General features: G+C 76.7%; 13 protein-coding genes. 3 read left to right on the top strand and 10 right to left on the bottom strand.

What is annotated here, in order from left to right:
• Positions 1-19: 19 nt before the first annotated feature.
• The gene (locus LQU92_RS01740) at positions 20-1,156 is read left to right on the top strand and encodes an LCP family protein (protein ID WP_230660227.1); all 1,137 of its coding nucleotides are present in this window, start codon (positions 20-22) and stop codon (positions 1,154-1,156) included.
• A 94-nt stretch (positions 1,157-1,250) separates the two neighbouring features.
• Positions 1,251-2,843, top strand: a complete 1,593-nt coding sequence (locus LQU92_RS01735) for a glycosyltransferase (protein ID WP_230660224.1) — start codon at positions 1,251-1,253, stop codon at positions 2,841-2,843.
• A 12-nt stretch (positions 2,844-2,855) separates the two neighbouring features.
• Here LQU92_RS01735 and LQU92_RS01730 read toward each other — a convergent pair whose 3' ends face one another.
• The 5 genes from LQU92_RS01730 to LQU92_RS01710 all read right to left on the bottom strand — a co-directional run bounded on the left by LQU92_RS01730 (position 2,856) and on the right by LQU92_RS01710 (position 7,318).
• The gene (locus LQU92_RS01730) at positions 2,856-3,668 is read right to left on the bottom strand and encodes an ABC transporter ATP-binding protein (RefSeq protein ID WP_230660221.1); all 813 of its coding nucleotides are present in this window, start codon (positions 3,666-3,668) and stop codon (positions 2,856-2,858) included.
• Positions 3,665-4,726 (bottom strand): ABC transporter substrate-binding protein, encoded by a 1,062-nt coding sequence (locus LQU92_RS01725; protein ID WP_230660218.1) that lies wholly within the window; start codon positions 4,724-4,726, stop codon positions 3,665-3,667. The genes LQU92_RS01730 and LQU92_RS01725 overlap by 4 nt, the downstream gene beginning before the upstream one ends.
• A gap of 2 nt (positions 4,727-4,728) precedes the next feature.
• Positions 4,729-5,622: an ABC transporter permease gene (locus LQU92_RS01720; RefSeq protein WP_230660215.1), complete on the bottom strand. Its 894-nt coding sequence runs from the start codon at positions 5,620-5,622 to the stop codon at positions 4,729-4,731.
• 94 nt (positions 5,623-5,716) lie between these two features.
• The gene (locus tag LQU92_RS01715) at positions 5,717-6,400 is read right to left on the bottom strand and encodes a hypothetical protein (RefSeq protein WP_143709908.1); all 684 of its coding nucleotides are present in this window, start codon (positions 6,398-6,400) and stop codon (positions 5,717-5,719) included.
• A 216-nt stretch (positions 6,401-6,616) separates the two neighbouring features.
• Positions 6,617-7,318: an SDR family oxidoreductase gene (locus LQU92_RS01710; RefSeq protein ID WP_230660212.1), complete on the bottom strand. Its 702-nt coding sequence runs from the start codon at positions 7,316-7,318 to the stop codon at positions 6,617-6,619.
• Positions 7,319-7,536: 218 nt separating this feature from the next.
• On the opposite strand from LQU92_RS01710, the gene LQU92_RS01705 reads away from it, so the two are divergent.
• Positions 7,537-8,922 carry an aldehyde dehydrogenase gene (locus LQU92_RS01705; protein WP_230660209.1) on the top strand — a complete coding sequence of 462 codons (1,386 nt, stop codon included), beginning with the start codon at positions 7,537-7,539 and terminating at the stop codon, positions 8,920-8,922.
• Between the two features lie 22 nt (positions 8,923-8,944).
• Here LQU92_RS01705 and LQU92_RS01700 read toward each other — a convergent pair whose 3' ends face one another.
• The 5 genes from LQU92_RS01700 to pepN all read right to left on the bottom strand — a co-directional run bounded on the left by LQU92_RS01700 (position 8,945) and on the right by pepN (position 16,574).
• Positions 8,945-9,667, bottom strand: a complete 723-nt coding sequence (locus tag LQU92_RS01700; RefSeq protein WP_101852403.1) for a BTAD domain-containing putative transcriptional regulator — start codon at positions 9,665-9,667, stop codon at positions 8,945-8,947.
• Between the two features lie 174 nt (positions 9,668-9,841).
• The gene (locus tag LQU92_RS01695) at positions 9,842-10,801 is read right to left on the bottom strand and encodes a hypothetical protein (protein ID WP_230660207.1); all 960 of its coding nucleotides are present in this window, start codon (positions 10,799-10,801) and stop codon (positions 9,842-9,844) included.
• A 201-nt stretch (positions 10,802-11,002) separates the two neighbouring features.
• Positions 11,003-12,685 (bottom strand): AarF/ABC1/UbiB kinase family protein, encoded by a 1,683-nt coding sequence (locus LQU92_RS01690; protein WP_230660205.1) that lies wholly within the window; start codon positions 12,683-12,685, stop codon positions 11,003-11,005.
• On the bottom strand, positions 12,682-13,824 hold the full coding sequence (locus LQU92_RS01685; RefSeq protein WP_101852401.1) for a hypothetical protein: 1,143 nt from the start codon (positions 13,822-13,824) through the stop codon (positions 12,682-12,684). The genes LQU92_RS01690 and LQU92_RS01685 overlap by 4 nt, the downstream gene beginning before the upstream one ends.
• A 128-nt stretch (positions 13,825-13,952) precedes the next feature.
• Positions 13,953-16,574, bottom strand: a complete 2,622-nt coding sequence (pepN, locus tag LQU92_RS01680; RefSeq protein WP_255666937.1) for an aminopeptidase N — start codon at positions 16,572-16,574, stop codon at positions 13,953-13,955.
• Between the last annotated feature and the right edge of the window lie 86 nt (positions 16,575-16,660).

The following is a 16,660-nucleotide window of genomic DNA, read 5'->3' as shown; positions in this document are numbered from 1 at the left end:
CGAGACCCGGAGGCCCGCCATGACCGTCCCCGACCCCCGCGACGCGCACCGCTCCCCGGGCGCCGCGGACCGTGCGCCCGCGGAGGGCCCCGCCGCGGCCCCGCCCGGTCCCGCCGGGGGCCTCCCCGCGCGCCCGGACCGTCCCCGCCCGCACGAGCCGGCGCCCCCGCGCCGCGGCGGCGGGCTGCGCCGGGCGCTGCTCGTCCTGCTCGCGCTGGTGCTCGTGCTCGCCCTCGCCGCCGGGGCCTTCGCGTGGCTGCTGGGCCGGACCTTCGACGAGCGGCGGCAGACCACGGACGCCGCCTTCCCCGCGGAGTCCGTGCGCCCGGCCGCCGGCTCGGCCCGGGACCGGGGCACCACCGTGCTGGTGCTGGGCGCGGACCAGCGCCCGGAGGGCCAGGAGGACCCCGGGGTCACGGGGGAGCGGGCGGACTCGATCATGCTGCTGCACGTGCCCGAGGAGGGCGGGGAGGTCTTCGTGATGTCCCTGCTGCGCGACACCTGGGTGAGCGTGCCGGGGGTCGGGGAGGCGAAGCTCAACGCGGCCCTGGACGCCGGCGGGCTGCCGCTGATGGTGCGCACGGTCGAGGACCTCGTGGGCGTGCGCGTGGACGAGGTCGCTGAGGTCGACTTCGAGGGCTTCGCCGCCCTCACCGACGCCGTGGGCGGGGTGACCGTGGACGTGCCCCAGGACTTCGTCTCCAACGAGGGGATGGTCTTCGAGCAGGGCCCCGAGCACATGGACGGGCGGCGGGCCCTGGAGTTCGTGCGCGAGCGCAAGGCCTTCGCCGAGGGCGACTACGCGCGCGTGGTCAACCAGCGCACCTACGTGGCGGCGCTGCTGGACCGGCTGACCAGCCCCGCGGTGCTGCTCAACCCGCTGCGCCTGCACGCGGTCGTCCACGACTTCTCCCCGTACCTGCTGGTCTCCGAGGGCCTCGACGCCGGGATGCTCGCCGGCCTCGCCCCGGAGCTCGTGGGCGTCTCCGGGCAGGACGTGCGGATGTTCACCGCCCCCACGCTGGGCATCGGCACGTCCCCCGACGGGCAGTCGGTGGTGCTGCCGGACCTCGCGGGGGCCGCGCGGATCGGGGACGCCGTGGCGGCCGGGGAGCTCGGGGACCTTGTTGCTACGCTGGAGGACGAAGCCCCCTAGACCGCCCGCGCCCCCCACGCGGGACCGGCACCTCCTCGACCGCCCGTCCCGGCTCCCGCCCGGGGCGGCGCCTCGTGACCCCCCAGGGAGAGCCATGCCGCACCTGCCCCGGCGGCCCGCCGCCCGCGACGCCGCCCGTCCCGCCCGCTACGAGACCCGGCTGGCCCGAGCCCTCGCCGGCCGCACGGACCCCCGGGGCGTGCGGCGCCTGGCCGAGGAGGCCCTGGACCGGGGCCGTGCCGAGGACGCCGGGCACCTGCTGGGGCTGCTGCCGCCCGGGCTGCCCGGGCTGGCCGGCACGAAGGCCCGCCACGACCGCGAGCTGGGCCGGCTCACCGAGTCCGTGGTCGGGCTGCGCCGGGCGGTGACCTCCGGGCGCGCCGGCGCGGCCGAGCGCCGGCAGCTGCACCGGCACGAGGACGAGCTGCGGCTGCTCTCCGGGCTGCGCCCGGTCCTGCCCGCCGCCGTGGGCCCCCGGCCCGAGCCGGGCACCGTGCTGCACGTGCGGGCCGCGGCCGCACCGGCCCCGCCGGCGACCTCCGACCGCACCCACGCGGTGCTCGCCGAGGCCGCCGCGCAGGGTCGGCGCGTGGTGCGCGCCACCGGGGGCCGGCGCAGGTCGGGCCCCGAGCTCGCCGACGGCGTGGCCCACCACCGGCTGGGCCCCTCCCGCCCGGCGCCGACCGCCTCCGGGCAGCTCCAGCAGCAGGCGCAGGCCCTGCTCGACCTGGCCCTGGACGTGCGCCCGGCCGTGCTCCACGCGGAGGGCGGCCACGCGGACGCGCTCGTGGTGCGGGCCGTCGCCGAGGCCCTCGGCCTGCCGTGGGTGCACCAGCAGCTCGGCTGTCCCGCGGCCCGCTGGGCGGCGCGGCGCCCCGCGGCGGCCGCCGGCAGCGAGGTGCACCGGCTGCTGGCCGCCCGGGAGACCGAGGCCCTGCTCGCCGCCGACCGGGCGCTCGTGGCCGACCGGGCCGCGGCCCGGCGCCTGGAGGAGCTGCGCCCCGGGGCGGCCGTGCGCACCGTGCCCGTGCCCCTGGACCCGGCGAGCCCGGGGTCCCCGCGGCCGGTGGCCGAGGCCCGCCGGGCGGTGGGGCTGCCCGCGGCCGTCCCGGTCCTGGGCGCCGTGGCCGGGCCGGGGGAGTCCGACGGGGTCGGGGACCTCCTGCGCGCGGCCGCGCTCGTGGCCGCCGGTGCCCCGCAGCTGCTCGTCGTCGTCCTCGCGGACGGACCCGGCGAGCGGGCCCGCCTGGAGGCCCGGGCCGCCGCGCACGGCGTGCTCGACCGGCTGCGCGTGGTCGCCGGGGCCGCACCGGAGCGCCGGCTGCTGGTGCTGCGGGCCGTCGACGTGCTCGTCGCGCCCCTGCGGGCCCCGGCCACCGGCCCGGAGCCGCCCGGCGTCGCCGAGGCCCTCGCGGCCGGGACCCCGGTGGTCGCCTCGCGCCTGCCGGCGCTGGCCGAGCTGGTCGCCGACGGGATCACCGGGATGCTGACCCCCGCGGGGGACCCCGCGACCCTGGCCACGGTGCTGGGGATGCTGCTGGGGTCCCCGGCCGTGCGGCGCTGCCTCGGGGACGAGGCCCGCCGCCGGGTGCTCGCCGAGCGCGGGCCCGCCGCCGTGGCCGCGGCGCTCACCGCCGCCTGGGACGAGCTCGCCGCCCCGGCCCCCGCCCGCGGGGCGACGGCCTGAGCCCCCGGCGGCTCAGGAGAGCTCGATCGCGGCGGCCACCCGGTCGCGGATCGCGATGAACTCCGGGGCCGACTTCATCTCCGCACCCACGTCCGGGCCCAGGACGGAGGCGAGGTCCACCGGCTCGTCCAGGACCACCCGGCCCGGGCGCGGGCTCATCACCAGCACCCGGTCGCCCAGGAACACGGCCTCCTCGACGCTGTGGGTGATGAAGAACACCGTCTGGCGCCGGCGGCGCTGGATGCGCAGCAGGTCGGTCTGCAGGCGCTCGCGGGTCAGGGCGTCGAGGGCCCCGAACGGCTCGTCCATGAGCACGACCTCGGGCTGGTTGGCCAGCACCCGGGCGATCTGGGCCCGCTGCTGCATGCCCCCGGAGAGCTCGTAGGGCTTCGCGTCCCCGAAGCGCTCGAGGCCCACCATCCCCAGCAGCTCCTCGGCCCGCTCGCGCCGCCGCGGCCGGGACACGCCCCGGAACCGGGGCCCCAGCTCGACGTTGCCGCGCACCGTCAGCCACGGGTAGAGGCTGGGCTGCTGGAAGACCACCCCTCGGTGGTGGGAGGGCCCGGTGATCGCCTCCTCGCCGTAGCGGGCGGTGCCGGCCGAGGGGCGCAGGAAGCCCGCGAGCACCCGCAGGAGCGTGGTCTTGCCGCAGCCGGACGGGCCGACCACGCAGACGAACTGCCCGCCGGGGATGCGCAGGCTGGTCGGGGCGACCGCGTGGACGACTTCCCCGGCGTCCGTGACGTAGTGGTGGCCGACCCCGTCGAGGACGAGGTCGCGGGTGCCGGACCGGGGGGCGGCCCCGGGCTCGCCGGCGCGGCTCATCGGGCGGCCACCTCCTCGATCGCCTCGGCGTAGGGCATCTGCCGGTAGGTGGCCGGGGGCGCGGTGCCGTCCGTCTCGCGGGCCTCGACGAGGAAGGCGGCGGTGTCCCCCAGCACGTCCCCGAGGGCCCCGCCGAAGAACTCCGGACCGGCCTGCTCCCGCGCGTCGGGGTAGCGCAGGCCCCGGATCTGCTCCCGGGCGGCGTCGGGGGAGACGCCCAGCTGCACCGCCACGGACTCCACGGCCCCGGGCTCGCCGGCGGCCAGCGCCCGGGCCGCCTCGTCCTGGGCCACGGTCCACATCCGCACGAAGTCCTCGTTGTCCTCGACGAACCCGGCGGTGGCGGCGGCCATGTCGAAGGTCGGGTGGCCGGCCTCGGCGGTCTCGGCGCTGGTGAGCACGACCGTCCCGGTGCGGCGCAGCTCCGGGAGGGTCGGGGCCCACACCCACGCGGCGTCGATCTCCCCGCGCTGCCAGGCGGCGGCCATCTTGTCTGGGGAGAGGTTGACCAGCTCGACCTCGTCCTCGATCCCGGCCTCCCGCAGCGCGGAGAGCGTCGAGTAGTGGGCGGTGGAGCCGAACGGCGTGGCGATCCGCCGGCCGGCGAGCTCGCGCACCGAGCGCACGTCCGCGTCGCGGACCACCAGGGACTCCGCGGAGCCGATGACGTCGGTCAGCCACAGCACGCGCAGGTCGATGTCCAGGGGCGGGGAGACCGCCTTGACCGCGGGGCTGGAGCCGATCAGCCCCAGGTCCACGGAGCCGGCGCCGAAGGCCTGGACCACGTCCCCGCCGGAGTCGAACTTCGACCACGTGATCTCGGCGTTGGGCATGCACGCCTCGAGCACGCGCCGGTCCTTGACGACCAGGTCGCCGTTGGGGATCGCCTGCCAGGCGATGCGGGCGGTGGTGGTGATCGAGGGGTCGGGCTCGACGGGGCAGCTCGCCTCCGGCTGCACGGCGTCGGGGTGGACGGTGCGCCCGGACTCGACGCAGCCGGTGGCGAGCACGGCCACGGCGGCGGCCAGGGCCAGCGGCCGCGTGCGGGATCTCGTCATGGTCAGGCCTTTCCCTGCCACGGGACCAGGACGTGCCCGAGCCGGACGATGAGGGCGTCCAGGGCCACGGCCACGAGGCCGATCGTGATGATGCAGGCGATGGTGAGGGGCGTGTTGAGCTGGGTGCCGGAGAGGTAGGCCAGCCCGCCGATGCCGGGGATGCCGTTGTTGAGCTCCGCGGCCACGACCGTGGTCCAGGCGAAGCCGGCCGCCAGCCGCACGCCCGAGAGGATGCTCGGCAGCGAGGAGGGCAGCACGACCTGGGTCGCCACCTGCGTCCGGGACGCGCCCAGGGACAGGGCGGCGTTGGTGCGGTCCGCGGACACGCCCCGCACCCCCTGCACGGTGGCGATGACGATCGGGGGGAAGGCGGCGAGGAACAGCAGGACGTTCTTCGAGGCGTCGCCGATGCCCAGCCACACGATGAGCAGGCCGATGTAGCCCAGCGGGGGCAGCGCCCGCAGGAAGTTCAGGTAGGGCTCGAACGCGACGGACAGCCACCTCGAGGAGCCCATGAGGAAGCCCACGGCCAGGCCGGCGAGGACCGCCGTGCCGAGGCCGGCGGCGATCCGCTGCAGGGAGGCGACCAGGTGCTCCCACAGGTAGTAGTTCTGCTCCCCGCACACGGTGCGGGACAGTCCCTCGGCCACGGGCCGGCAGGTGTTGGCCTGCACGAAGGAGTGCAGCACCGCCCCCGGCGAGGGCAGGTACAGGGCGGGCACCAGCTGCAGGGCCGTGACCAGCCACCACAGGGCGAGCACAGCGACCAGGACCGCGGCCTGAAGGACCAGGCGCCGGCCGCGGGAGCGGCGGGCGGCGCGGCGCACGCCCGCGGCCACGGCGGTGCCGTCGCGGTCGGCCGGGGGCGCCCCCGGGGCGGTGGTCGTGTCCGTCATCGTCCCTCCGGGGTCGGCGATCGCGCGGGCGCCGGACCCGTCCCCAGGGGGCGGTCGGCCGCCCCAGTCTAGGGGACGGCCGCCCGGTGCGCGCTCAGGGGGCCGGGTCGGCGCCGGCGAGGGAGCTCAGGGGCTCCCCGCCGAGGAAGCGCAGCAGCTCGGGGGAGCGGGTGAGCACCACCTCGTGGTAGCGGCCGGGGGTCTCCGGGTCGCGGCCGATGATCAGCCGCTCGACGTCGTCGGCCACGAACAGGGTCAGGGCCCCGCGGAAGAGGTCGAGGGTCTGCGGGTCCTCCACGAGGGTGCGCACGGCCGCGGGCACCCGGCGCACCAGCCCGTCGTCGCGCACCAGGTCCACGAACTCGGGGGTGTCCGCCGCGGCCCAGCGGGCGCTGCCCGCGGTGGTGAGGACGCCGATGGTCTCCACGGCCTCGCCGACCACCAGGGCCGCCTGGGCGAGGGCTGTGGCGACCTCCTCGCCGCCGTCCCGCCGGGTGCGCCGGCCCCGCAGGCCGAACCGGCGCCGGCACGGCGGCGCGCCCAGGGCCAGGTACTCCAGCCGCAGCTGCCCGTGCTCGCCCTCGATGAACGAGACCGTCACCGGCTCCGCGGCCGGGACCCCGCGCACGGCGCCGTAGGCGCTGCGCAGCAGCGCCTGCAGGTCGTTGGAGCCGCGCCCCAGGGAGCGGGCGGACAGGCGCACGGGCCGGCCCTGCGCGTCCAGGCACCGGACGGTGAGGGGCACGCGGGCCGTCGCCGGCCGGGGTCTGGTCTCCACGCTGGTTCGGGCCTTCCGGGACGTCGGGGCGGGGGGTCCCCCCAGTCTAGATGCGCGTGCATGAGAAGGGGGGAGTGCTGAAGTCCCTGCTTTTGGGGACAGACCACGCGCTCACCTGCGGCGATGCCGCCCCGTCCCGGTCGTCGTTCGCAAGGGGTGGGGCGAGGGCCCCGCCCGCGGCCGCCGGCGGCCGCGGGCGGGGCCCGCCGGGCCGGCTCAGGGCCAGGAGCCCTCCTCGGCGTGGGCGATGAACAGCTCGCGCACCTCGCACCCGGCCGGCTGGCTCAGGGCGAACAGCACGGCCGCGGCCACGTTCTCCGGGTCGTTGAGCTGGGAGTCGTCCTGGGGCTTGTACTGCTCGTCGCGGTCGTCGAAGAACCGGGTCTTCATCCCGCCGGGGATCAGCTGGGTGACGCCGACCTCGCCCTTGAGCTCGGCGGCCAGGGCCTGGGTGAAGCCCAGCACGCCGAACTTGGAGGCGCAGTAGGCGGTGGCGTCCGAGACGCCCTTCAGGGCCAGGGTCGAGGCGACCGTCACCACGCGCCCGCGCGAGGCGCGCAGGGCCGGCAGGGCGGCGCGGACCACGGAGACGGTGCCGAAGAGGTTGACGGCCACGACCTTCTCCCAGTCCTCGGCCGCGACGTCCTCGAGCCGCCCGCACCGGTCGATGCCCGCGGCCGTGACGACCGCCTCCAGCCCGCCGGCGGCCTCGACCGCCTCCCGGACCGTCGCGGTGACGGCCGCGGTGTCCGCGACGTCGACCTCGTAGGCGGCCACGCCCTCGAGCGCGCTGGTGTCCCGGTCCAGGACGATGGGGGTGCCGCCGGCGGCACGGACGGCCTCGACCAGGGCGGCGCCGAGGCCCGAGGCCCCGCCGGTGATCAGGACGCGGCCGGGGGTGGTGGGCTGGGAACTCATGCAATGTCCTCTCTGCTGTGCGCTGCCGCGCCGCGGCGGGGGCCGGGCGCGGCGGGGCCGTCCCGGTCCGGGACAGCGCTCAGGCCGCCGCGGGTGCGCCGGCCTGGTCACAGCTACCGTAGCCGCTCCGGCGGGGTCGGTAAGTATGCTTCACCAGGACAGCCCCGCCGCGCCCCGGAGCACCCGGGGCGCGGCCACCGGACCGACGAAGGAGCTCCATGACATCCGTCACCACCACCGCCGCGACCGAGCTGACCGTGCGGGACCCCCGCGACGGCACGCTGGTCGGCGTCGTGCCCGCCGCCACCGAGGAGCAGGTCCGCGCCGCGGTGGAGACCGCCCGCGCCGCGGCCCCCGGGTGGGCGCGCACCGACCCCGCCGAGCGGGGGAGCCTGCTGCGCGCGGCCGCCGACCGCCTCGCCGAGCACGCCCGGGAGCTGGCGGAGCTCAACGCCCGCGAGACGGGCAAGCCCGTGGAGGAGTCCCTGGGCGGGGTCATGGCCGGGGTCGGCACCCTCCACCAGTACGCCGAGCTCGGCCCCGTCCACCGCGGCCACAGCCTGCGCGGGTCCGTCCTCGCCGCCGACTGGACGGTCGCGGAGCCCCGCGGCGTCGTCGTGGCCCTGACCCCCTGGAACGACCCCGTGGCCGTGGCCGCCGGCCTGCTCGGGGCCGCGGTCGTCACCGGCAACACCGTGGTGCACAAGCCCAGCGAGCGCTGCCCCCACACGGGCGCCCGGCTCGGGGAGGTGCTCGCGGCCGCCCTGCCGCCGGGCGTGCTCACGACCGTCGACGGCGGCGCCGCCGTCGGCGCGCAGCTCACGGCCCACCCCGGCGTGGACGTCCTCGCCCACGTCGGCTCGACCGCGACCGGGGAGGCCGTGGCCCGCGCGGCGGCGGCGACCGGCGCCCACGTGGTGCGCGAGAACGGCGGCAACGACGCGCTCGTCGTCGACGACGACGTCGACCCCGCCTGGGCCGCCGAGCAGGCCGCGACCGGCGCGTTCGCCAACTCCGGGCAGATCTGCGTGGCCGTCGAGCGGATCTACGTCCACCGCGCCGTCGCCGAGCCGTTCCTGGCGGCGCTCACCGAGCAGGCCCGCCGCCGCAACGCCGGGGGCATCGCCCCGCTGGTCGACGAGCGGCTGCGCGAGGAGGTCCACCGGCAGGTGGCCGAGAGCGCCGCCCGGGGCGCCGTCGTGCTCGAGGGCGGGCGGGTGCCCGAGGGCCCCGGGGTGTTCTACCCCGCGACCGTGCTGCGGGAGTGCACCGGCTCGATGCCCGTGATGCAGGAGGAGACCTTCGGCCCCGTGGCCCCCGTGCAGGTCGTCGACTCCTTCGCGGAGGGCCTGCGCCTGGCCGCGGCCGACCGCTACGGGCTCGCGGCGACCGTGCTCACCGGCCGGATCGCCCACGCCCAGCAGGCCGTGGCGGAGCTGCCCGTGGGCACGCTGAAGGTCAACAACGTCTTCGGCGGCGCCCCCGGCGGGGCCGCCCAGCCGCGCCGGGCCAGCGGCGCCGGGTTCGGCTACGGCCCCGAGCTGCTCGACGAGATGACCCAGGTCAAGGTCGTGCACGTCGAGATGCCGCCCGCCGGCTCCTGAGCCCGGGCGCACGGCCCGCGTCTCAGGCGCCGCGGGCCGTGCGCACCAGTCCCGTCAGCCGCGGCGAGGGGGCCGCGCCCAGCTCGCGGGCCAGGGCGTCCGCGTGCTCGCGGCAGGCCCGCTCGGCGGCGGCCCCGTTGCCCAGCGCCAGGTGGGCGCGCACGAGCGCGCGCACCGCGCTCTCCCGCAGCGGGTCCAGGTCCCGGGCCGCAGAGGCCAGCAGCAGCGCCCGGTAGGGGTCGTCCAGGGCCAGCGCCTGCCCGGCGCGCCGCTCGAGGACGACGACGCACTGCTGCCCCAGCCGCTCCTGCTCCTCGAGCACCCAGTCGTCGTACCACCCCGGCAGCAGCCCCGCCCGGCAGCCCGCCAGCAGCCGCCGGTCCGCCGCGGCGGCCCGCAGCCCGGCCTCCGGGCCCTCGGGGGCGGGCTCCTCCAGCTCCCGGCGCAGCCCGTGCAGGTCCACCACCACGCGCGGTCCCAGGGCCAGCCCGGCGCCCCGGCACTCGAGGGCCCCGGGCAGGCGGCGGGTGACGGCGAAGACGGCCGCCCGCAGGCTGCCCCGGGCGTGGGCCTCGTCGTCCTCCGGCCACAGCAGGCCCTCGAGGAACCGGCGGGAGCGCTCGCCGTGCACCGCCAGCGCCGCGAGCAGCCGCTGCTGGCGCGGGCCGACCGCCACGGCGTGCCCGCCCGTGCCCGCCCGCCACCGGCCCAGCAGCTCCAGCTCGATCGCACCGTCGTCGTCCATGATCCCGAACCCCTCGCTGACCAGGCACGACGCCCGTCCGGGCGCCCACGGCCATGCTCGGCCGGGAGGTGGGGGAAGTCAACGGGGACGCCCGTGCGCGGCGGTCCGTGACGCGGCCGGGCCCCGCCGCCGGGAGGCGGCGGGGCCCGGGCCGGGGCGTCGGCGCCGCGGCGGTCAGGACCACCACTTGTGCCACAGGGCGGAGTCGCCGCCGATGCCGAAGCAGTCGATGCGCCCGCGCGCCCAGGACACCGCGGAGGGGTTGGAGTACAGCGCCCCGCCGAGGCTCTCCCACCCCGACCAGCGCCGGCCGTTCCACCACTTGTGCCACAGCGCGGCGTCGGTGCCGACCACGAAGCAGTCCAGCCGGTTGCGCTCCCACGAGGAGGCGCCCACGCCCCACCGGCAGTTCCCGCCGAGGCTCTCCCAGCCGCGCCACCGGCGGCCGTCCCACCAGCGGTGCCACATCGCGTTGTCGGTGCCCAGCGCGAAGCAGTCGATCCGGTTCCAGCCCCAGGACACGGCGGCCGGCACCCCGTGGACGACCCCGCCGAGGCTCTCCCAGTGCGACCAGCGCCGGCCGTCCCACCACTTGTGCCACAGGGCGCCGTCGGTGCCCACCGTGAAGCAGTCCAGGCGGTTGCGCGCCCACGAGGAGACGGCCACGCCCTCGCGGCACACCCCGCCGAGGCTCTCCCACTGCGACCAGCGGCGGCCGTCCCACCACCGGTGCCACAGGGCGGCGTCGGTGCCGATGCAGAAGACGTCGATCCGGTTCGGGCCCCACGAGACGGCCGCGGGGTTGGAGGTGAGCACCCCGCCGAGGCTCTCCCACTGCGACCAGCGGCGGCCGTCCCACCACTTGTGCCACAGCGCGGAGTCGGTGCCGGCCACGAAGCAGTCCAGGCGGTGGCGCGACCACGAGGAGACGCCCGTGCCGAGGCGGCACACCCCGCCGAGACTCTCCCACCCGGACCAGGCGGCCGGGGCGAGGGTCACGGCGCCGGCCCCGGAGGCGGTGCCCAGGGCCGCGCCGGTGCCCAGGGCCGCGCCGGCCGTGAACAGCCCCCGCCGGGACACGGACGGTGCGGGGCGGGCGGGAGGACGGGGAGCGGGGATCTGCGGTGCGGACATGGCGGTCTCCTGCGGACGGGGCGGGGCGGCCCGGGCCGCCCCGCCGGTGGGGCGGTGCGTGGGCGGCCGGGGACCACGGCGTTCGCCGTCCGCGCGGCGGGCGGTCCAGGGGCGGCGCCCCGGCTGCACGGCCATGGTGGGACGGGCCGTGTTATCCGGGGGTGACTACCGTCCCGTCAACCGGCCCCGGGGCGGGCTGCCTCAGAGGCGGCGGCGTCCGCGCAGCGCCGAGACCAGCCGCCGCGCCCGGGGCACGTTGGTGGAGAGCACCAGGTAGCCGGCCATGGTGCCCACGGTGGTCGCCCCGCCGGCGATCAGCGGGGTGTGGAACCTCCGCCACCGCTCGGGGTCCGAGGCGAGGATGTGGGCCATGCCGTTGATGGACGCGGCGATCACGGCGCCGGCCACGACCTGGTGGCCGATCTTCTCCCCGCGCTGCAGCAGCGGCTCGAGCTCGTCGCCGCGCAGGTGGACGTCGAAGCCGCCGCGCTCGAGCACCACGATCAGCCGGCGCAGGTACTCGGGGGCCTCCACGCCCATCTGCACGGCGTCCTCGACGATCTCGCGCAGGCGCTTGAGCAGCACCTCGGGGGAGAGGCGGTGGAGCACGAAGCGCTGGGCGTAGGGGGTGAGCACCGAGACGAGGTCGAAGCCGGGGTCCAGGCCCGTGCCCACGGACTCGGCCGTCACCAGCATCCGCAGGAACAGGGCGGACTCCCGGGGCAGGTGCATCCGGTACCGGCGCAGCAGCCGGATCAGGTCGCCCATCAGGTGCCCGATGCGCACCTCCTGCAGGGGCCGGTTGGCGTAGCGGCGCAGCAGCAGCGCGACGTCGCGCTCGAGCTCCTTCTTGTTGACGTCCTGCTCCTGCCAGGTCACCCCGAGCAGCCCCGCGGCGGCCCGCCGCGGGTTCTGCTGCACGACCCCGAGCATGACGGTCACCAGGTGGTCGCGGAACTCGTCGGAGAGCGTGCCCATCATGCCGAAGTCGATGATTCCGATCCGCCCGCCGGCCTCCACGAAGAGGTTGCCCGGGTGCGGGTCGGCGTGGAAGAACCCGTGCTCGAAGATCATCCGGCAGATCGCCTCGGTCGAGTCCACGGCCAGCTGGTGGCGGTCCAGTCCGGCGGCCTCGAGGGCGGGGTAGTCGTTGATCTTGATCCCGCGGACCCGCTCCATCGTGAGGATCCGGGAGGTCGTGGCCTCCCAGAAGATCCGGGGCACGTGGATCGTGGGGTCCCCGGTGAAGTTCTCCGCCATCCGCTGGGCGTTGCGGGCCTCGGTGAGGTAGTCCAGCTCCTCGCGCAGGGACTGGGCGAACTCGTCGGCCAGGCCCTCGAGGTCGAAGTGCTCGACGGCGGGCCAGTAGGTGCCCAGCAGCTTCGCGAGCTCCGCGAGGATCTCCAGGTCGCGGTTGACCTCCTCGACCACCCCGGGCCGGCGCACCTTCACGACGACCTCGACGCCCTGGTAGACGGCCGCGTGCGCCTGCCCGATCGAGCCGGTGGCCAGCGGCACCGGGTCGATCCGGGCGAGGATCTCCTCCGCGGCGGAGTCGGGCTCGGACTCGATCATCTCCCGGATCCGCTCGGGCGGCACCGGCGGGGAGCTGTCCTGCAGGCGCGCCAGCTCCTGCACGTAGCGCGGGGGCAGCAGGTCTGGGCGGGTGGAGACCAGCTGGCCGAGCTTCACGAACGTGGGGCCGAGCTCCTCGAGGGCCTGGCGCAGGTGCACGGGCTGGCTGTAGAGCTTCTCCGGGTCGATCAGCCGCACCCGCGCCAGCGGCGCCCGCCACTGCTCCTTGATCCCGCCCAGGGCGAAGCCGAACCCGTGCTTGGAGAGCACCTCCAGGATCTGGAGGAACCGTTCCCGCCGGCTGATCATCGCCCGGCCACGCTCATCCGCGCCAGGTAGAAGGACATGAAGCCGGTGGCCACGGCCACGATGAAGCACAGGGCGCTGACCAGCGGCTCGATGCCGAGGAAGACGACGCCGACCACCCCGAGCACCAGGGTCATCGCCAGCAGCGCCCACACCGCCACCGAGACCTGCCCGAAGGACGTGGGCCCGGACCCGCCGGCGGAGCGCTGGGCCGACGGGCCCGCCTCGGGGCCCGCCGGGGCCTCGGCCGGGGCGGCGACCGCGAAGCCCTTGCGCCACTTGCGGGCGTTGCGGGAGCGGTCGGCCTCGGCGGGGACGTAGGCGTCGGGCACGGGGTAGCTCTCGGCGGGCGGCAGCAGCTCGGGGACGTCGTTGGGCAGCTCCTCGAACCAGGACGCGGGGATCTCGTCGGGCCGCGCCGCCTGGACCGTCATCGACACCTCGTAGGCGGAGCCGCGCACCGTGCCCCAGACCGCGGTGAGCAGGTCGTGCTGGAAGGCGTGGTCGATGATCGGGATGAACTGCCGCGACATCTGGGTCGCCAGCCGCCCCACCTGCCGGCGCTCGTAGAGGACGTCGACGGTGTCCACGGTCTGCCCGTGGGAGTTGCGCACCTTGTTGACCTCGAGGGTGAGCATCACCCTCCCCTCGCCCGAGGGCGGGACGATCCCGTGCAGGTACTCCGCGAACTCCTGCTCGTCGAGGACCTTGATCGACGGGCCCTGGGGGAGCACCGCCGCCTGCGCGGGCGGGGTGTTGAGCGGGAACAGCAGGTCCGGGGCAGCGATGGACAGCCGGGCGGTGGCGTCCACCTCGGCCTGCCCGTCCTGGCGCAGCACGGTCGCCTCCAGCTTCAGCGGCGCCACGGGCGTGTACCCCGAGGCGACCACCCGGGCCAGGTAGGGCCAGTAGCGCTGGGCGTCCTGCTGGGCGAGGTGGCCGATCTTGTTGCGCCCGATCCGCACCGAGACCGTGGTGGGGTCGAAGGGGTTGTCCGGCTCCGGGACCAGCGCGGCGGGGCCCTCCCACGTGCGCAGCTTCCCGAAGGACAGCCCGCCGAACACCCGCATGATCTCGGTGTCGTAGAAGTTCTCCGTGACGATCTCCAGAGAGCCGCGGTCGTTCAGCGCGTAGTCGGTCATGGTCTCCCTCGGCGGAGCTGGGGGGTGTTCGAGTCGTCCATAGCTTCTCACGATTCCGGCGGCGCCCGGCGGAGGCAGCAGACGCCGTCGACCTGCGCCGACGCCCTCCCGCGCCCGGGGCCGGGGGCTCAGCCGCGGGCGGCCGCCTGGGCGCGCAGGGCCCGCAGCAGGTGCTCGCGCTCCTCCACGAGGATCCGCCGCAGCGCCGCGGGCGCCCCGGTGTGGTTGGACAGCCACAGCTCCGTGCGCGCCACCACGGGGTGGCGGGCCGGGTCGTGGCCGGGCTCGAGGTCGGCGTCCGAGGGGTAGAGGCCCTCCACCAGCCGCGTGGCCATCCCGATCGAGCGCTGGGCCCAGACCTCCTCGAGCATCGCGAAGTAGCGCTCGCGGTAGGCCTCGAGCAGCTCCGGGGGCCCGAGGCGGAAGCCGGTGATCGTCGCGGTGAGCAGGTCGTTGGACAGCTCCTCCCCGGTGATCGCCGCCCAGGCGGCGGCCTTGGCCTGCGGGGTGGGCACGGCGGCGCGGGTCCGCGCGGCGCCGAGCAGCCCCGTGCGGGTGCGGTCCGCGGCCTGCTCCCGCTCCAGGGCCGCCGTCAGCGCCGGGTCCTCGCCGGCGGCGGTCGCGGCCAGGGCCGTCCACAGGGCCCAGCGCAGCTCCGGCCCCAGGGGCAGGCCCGGCAGTGCGGCCCGGCCCTCGAGCAGGTCCCGCAGCCACGCGGCGTGGCCGCCGTCGCGGCGGGCCAGCCGGGCGGCCAGCCGGGCCAGGGCCAGCTGCCGGTCCCCGCCCGGGTCGGCGGCGCGCAGCTCGCGGACCACGGCGTCCAGCAGCCGCCCGCGCAGCCGCGCCCGGGCCGCGCGCGGGGCCAGCCGCTCGACGGCCTCCACGGCCCGGTCCCCGGCGGTGGCGAACACCCCGGCCAGGGGCTCGTCGAAGCCGTGGTCGAGCACCGCGCCGACGAAGTCGGAGGGGTCGAGCTCGGCGTCCCGGGCGGCGTTCCACAGCGCGGACCACAGCTGCGCGCGCGCCATCCCGTCCTCGACCGAGGACAGGGAGCTCAGGGCCGTGGCCAGGGAGACCGGGTCCAGGCGCACCTTCGCGTAGGTGAGGTCCTCCTCGTTGACGAGCACCAGGGGAGCGGTCGAGCCCACGAGCTCCGGGACCTCCACCGAGGCGGCGGCCGGCAGGTCCACCTCGACCGTGCCCGTGCGCACCAGCAGGTCCCCCGGGCCGCGCTCGTAGCTGCCCAGCAGCAGCCGGTGGGGGCGCAGCACCCCGGACCCGGGCTCCTGGAGCAGCGCGGCGAAGCCGACGGCGCCGTCGTCGTCGCGGGCCAGGTCCAGGGAGAGGGTGGCGACCCCCGCGGTGCCCAGCCACGCGTCGGCCCAGCCGCGCACGTCCCGGCCGGAGGCCTCGGCGAGCACCGCCAGGAAGTCCTCGAGGCCCGCGCACCCCCAGGCGTGGCGGCGGAACAGCTCCCGGCAGGCCGCCACGAACGGGCCGTAGCCCACGAAGGCCACGAGCTGCTTGAGCACGGCCGCGCCCTTGGCGTAGGTGATGCCGTCGAAGTTCTGCTTCGCGGCCTCGAGGTCGGGCACGTCGGCGACGACGGGGTGGGTGGTCGGCAGCTGGTCCTGGCGGTAGGCCCACGCCTTGCGGCGGTCGGCGAAGGCGATCCAGGCCTCCTCGAAGTCGGTGGCGCGCACGGAGGCGTGGGCCCCCATGAACTCGGCGAAGGACTCCTTCAGCCACAGGTCGTCCCACCACGGCATGGTCACGAGGTCGCCGAACCACATGTGGGACATTTCGTGCATCAGGGTGTTGGCCCGGCCCTGCAGCTGGGCGCGGGTCGCGCCGTCGGGGAAGAGGTACTCCTCCGTGAAGGTCACCAGCCCGGGGTTCTCCATGGCCCCGAGGTTGTACTCGGGCACGAAGGCCTGCTCGTACTTGCCGAACGGGTAGGGCCGGCCGAAGAGCTCCGTGAAGAACGTCAGCCCCTGCCGGGTGAGGTCGAACAGCTCGCGGGCGTCCAGGTGCTCCGCGAGGGAGGCCCGGCAGTACAGGGCCAGCGGCACGCTCATCCGGGAGCCGTCCTCGAAGGCGTGGCGCCACTCCCCGGTCACGCGGGCGTAGGGCCCGGCGAGGACCGCCGTGATGTAGGTCGAGATCCGCTCGGTGGCCGAGAACGCGTGGCGCACCGCCCCCGCCCGCTCCGCGGCCGGCTCGGGCGCCGCGGCCATGCGCACCCCGTTCGAGGAGACCTCCCAGCCCTGCGGGGCCACGACGGCGAAGCGGAAGGAGGCCTTGAGGTCGGGCTGGTCGAAGCAGGCGAACACCCGGCGGGCGTCGGCCGGCTCGTACTGGGTGTAGAGGTACACGGCGCCGTCGGCCGGGTCCGTGAACCGGTGCAGCCCCTCGCCCGAGCGGGAGTACCGCCCCCGGGCCACCACCGTGACCTCGTTGTGGGCGGCCAGCGAGGGCAGCCGGACCCGGGCGCCCTCGACGACGTCGTCGGGGTCCAGCTCGGTGCCGTTGACGACCACGGACTCCACGGTCGCGGCGACGAGGTCCAGGAAGCTCTGGGCGCCCTCCTCGGCGCGGAAGCGCACCGTGGTCGTCGTCGGGAAGGTGCCCACGGCCGGGTCCGGGGCCGCGGAGAGGTCCAGCAGCACCTCGTAGTCCTCCACGGCGATCAGCGCGGAGCGGTCGGCGGCCTCGCGGCGGGAAAGGTTCTCGTTGCGCACGCCTGCCATTGAACCACCCGCGCCGCGTCCGGGCCCGGCGGCGGGCGCGGGCCTGGACACCGCGCCGCGCGGGCCTACGCTGGGGGCAGCGCCCG

Origin of the sequence: Kocuria sp. LUK (assembly GCF_021012935.1) — a bacterium.
Taxonomy (GTDB): domain Bacteria; phylum Actinomycetota; class Actinomycetes; order Actinomycetales; family Micrococcaceae; genus Kocuria; species Kocuria flava.
This window is presented reverse-complemented; position numbering and strand designations above follow the sequence as displayed.

Excerpts from the sequence above, each read along its gene's own strand:
- LQU92_RS01690 (WP_230660205.1), bottom strand. The coding sequence starts at position 12,685 with ATGATCAGCCGGCGGGAACGGTTCCTCCAGATCCTGGAGGTGCTCTCC.
- LQU92_RS01720 (WP_230660215.1), bottom strand. The coding sequence starts at position 5,622 with ATGACGGACACGACCACCGCCCCGGGGGCGCCCCCGGCCGACCGCGAC.
- LQU92_RS01695 (WP_230660207.1), bottom strand. The coding sequence starts at position 10,801 with ATGTCCGCACCGCAGATCCCCGCTCCCCGTCCTCCCGCCCGCCCCGCA.
- LQU92_RS01700 (WP_101852403.1), bottom strand. The coding sequence starts at position 9,667 with ATGGACGACGACGGTGCGATCGAGCTGGAGCTGCTGGGCCGGTGGCGG.
- LQU92_RS01735 (WP_230660224.1), top strand. The coding sequence starts at position 1,251 with ATGCCGCACCTGCCCCGGCGGCCCGCCGCCCGCGACGCCGCCCGTCCC.
- pepN (WP_255666937.1), bottom strand. The coding sequence starts at position 16,574 with ATGGCAGGCGTGCGCAACGAGAACCTTTCCCGCCGCGAGGCCGCCGAC.
- LQU92_RS01740 (WP_230660227.1), top strand. The coding sequence starts at position 20 with ATGACCGTCCCCGACCCCCGCGACGCGCACCGCTCCCCGGGCGCCGCG.
- LQU92_RS01725 (WP_230660218.1), bottom strand. The coding sequence starts at position 4,726 with ATGACGAGATCCCGCACGCGGCCGCTGGCCCTGGCCGCCGCCGTGGCC.
- LQU92_RS01730 (WP_230660221.1), bottom strand. The coding sequence starts at position 3,668 with ATGAGCCGCGCCGGCGAGCCCGGGGCCGCCCCCCGGTCCGGCACCCGC.
- LQU92_RS01705 (WP_230660209.1), top strand. The coding sequence starts at position 7,537 with ATGACATCCGTCACCACCACCGCCGCGACCGAGCTGACCGTGCGGGAC.
- LQU92_RS01710 (WP_230660212.1), bottom strand. The coding sequence starts at position 7,318 with ATGAGTTCCCAGCCCACCACCCCCGGCCGCGTCCTGATCACCGGCGGG.
- LQU92_RS01685 (WP_101852401.1), bottom strand. The coding sequence starts at position 13,824 with ATGACCGACTACGCGCTGAACGACCGCGGCTCTCTGGAGATCGTCACG.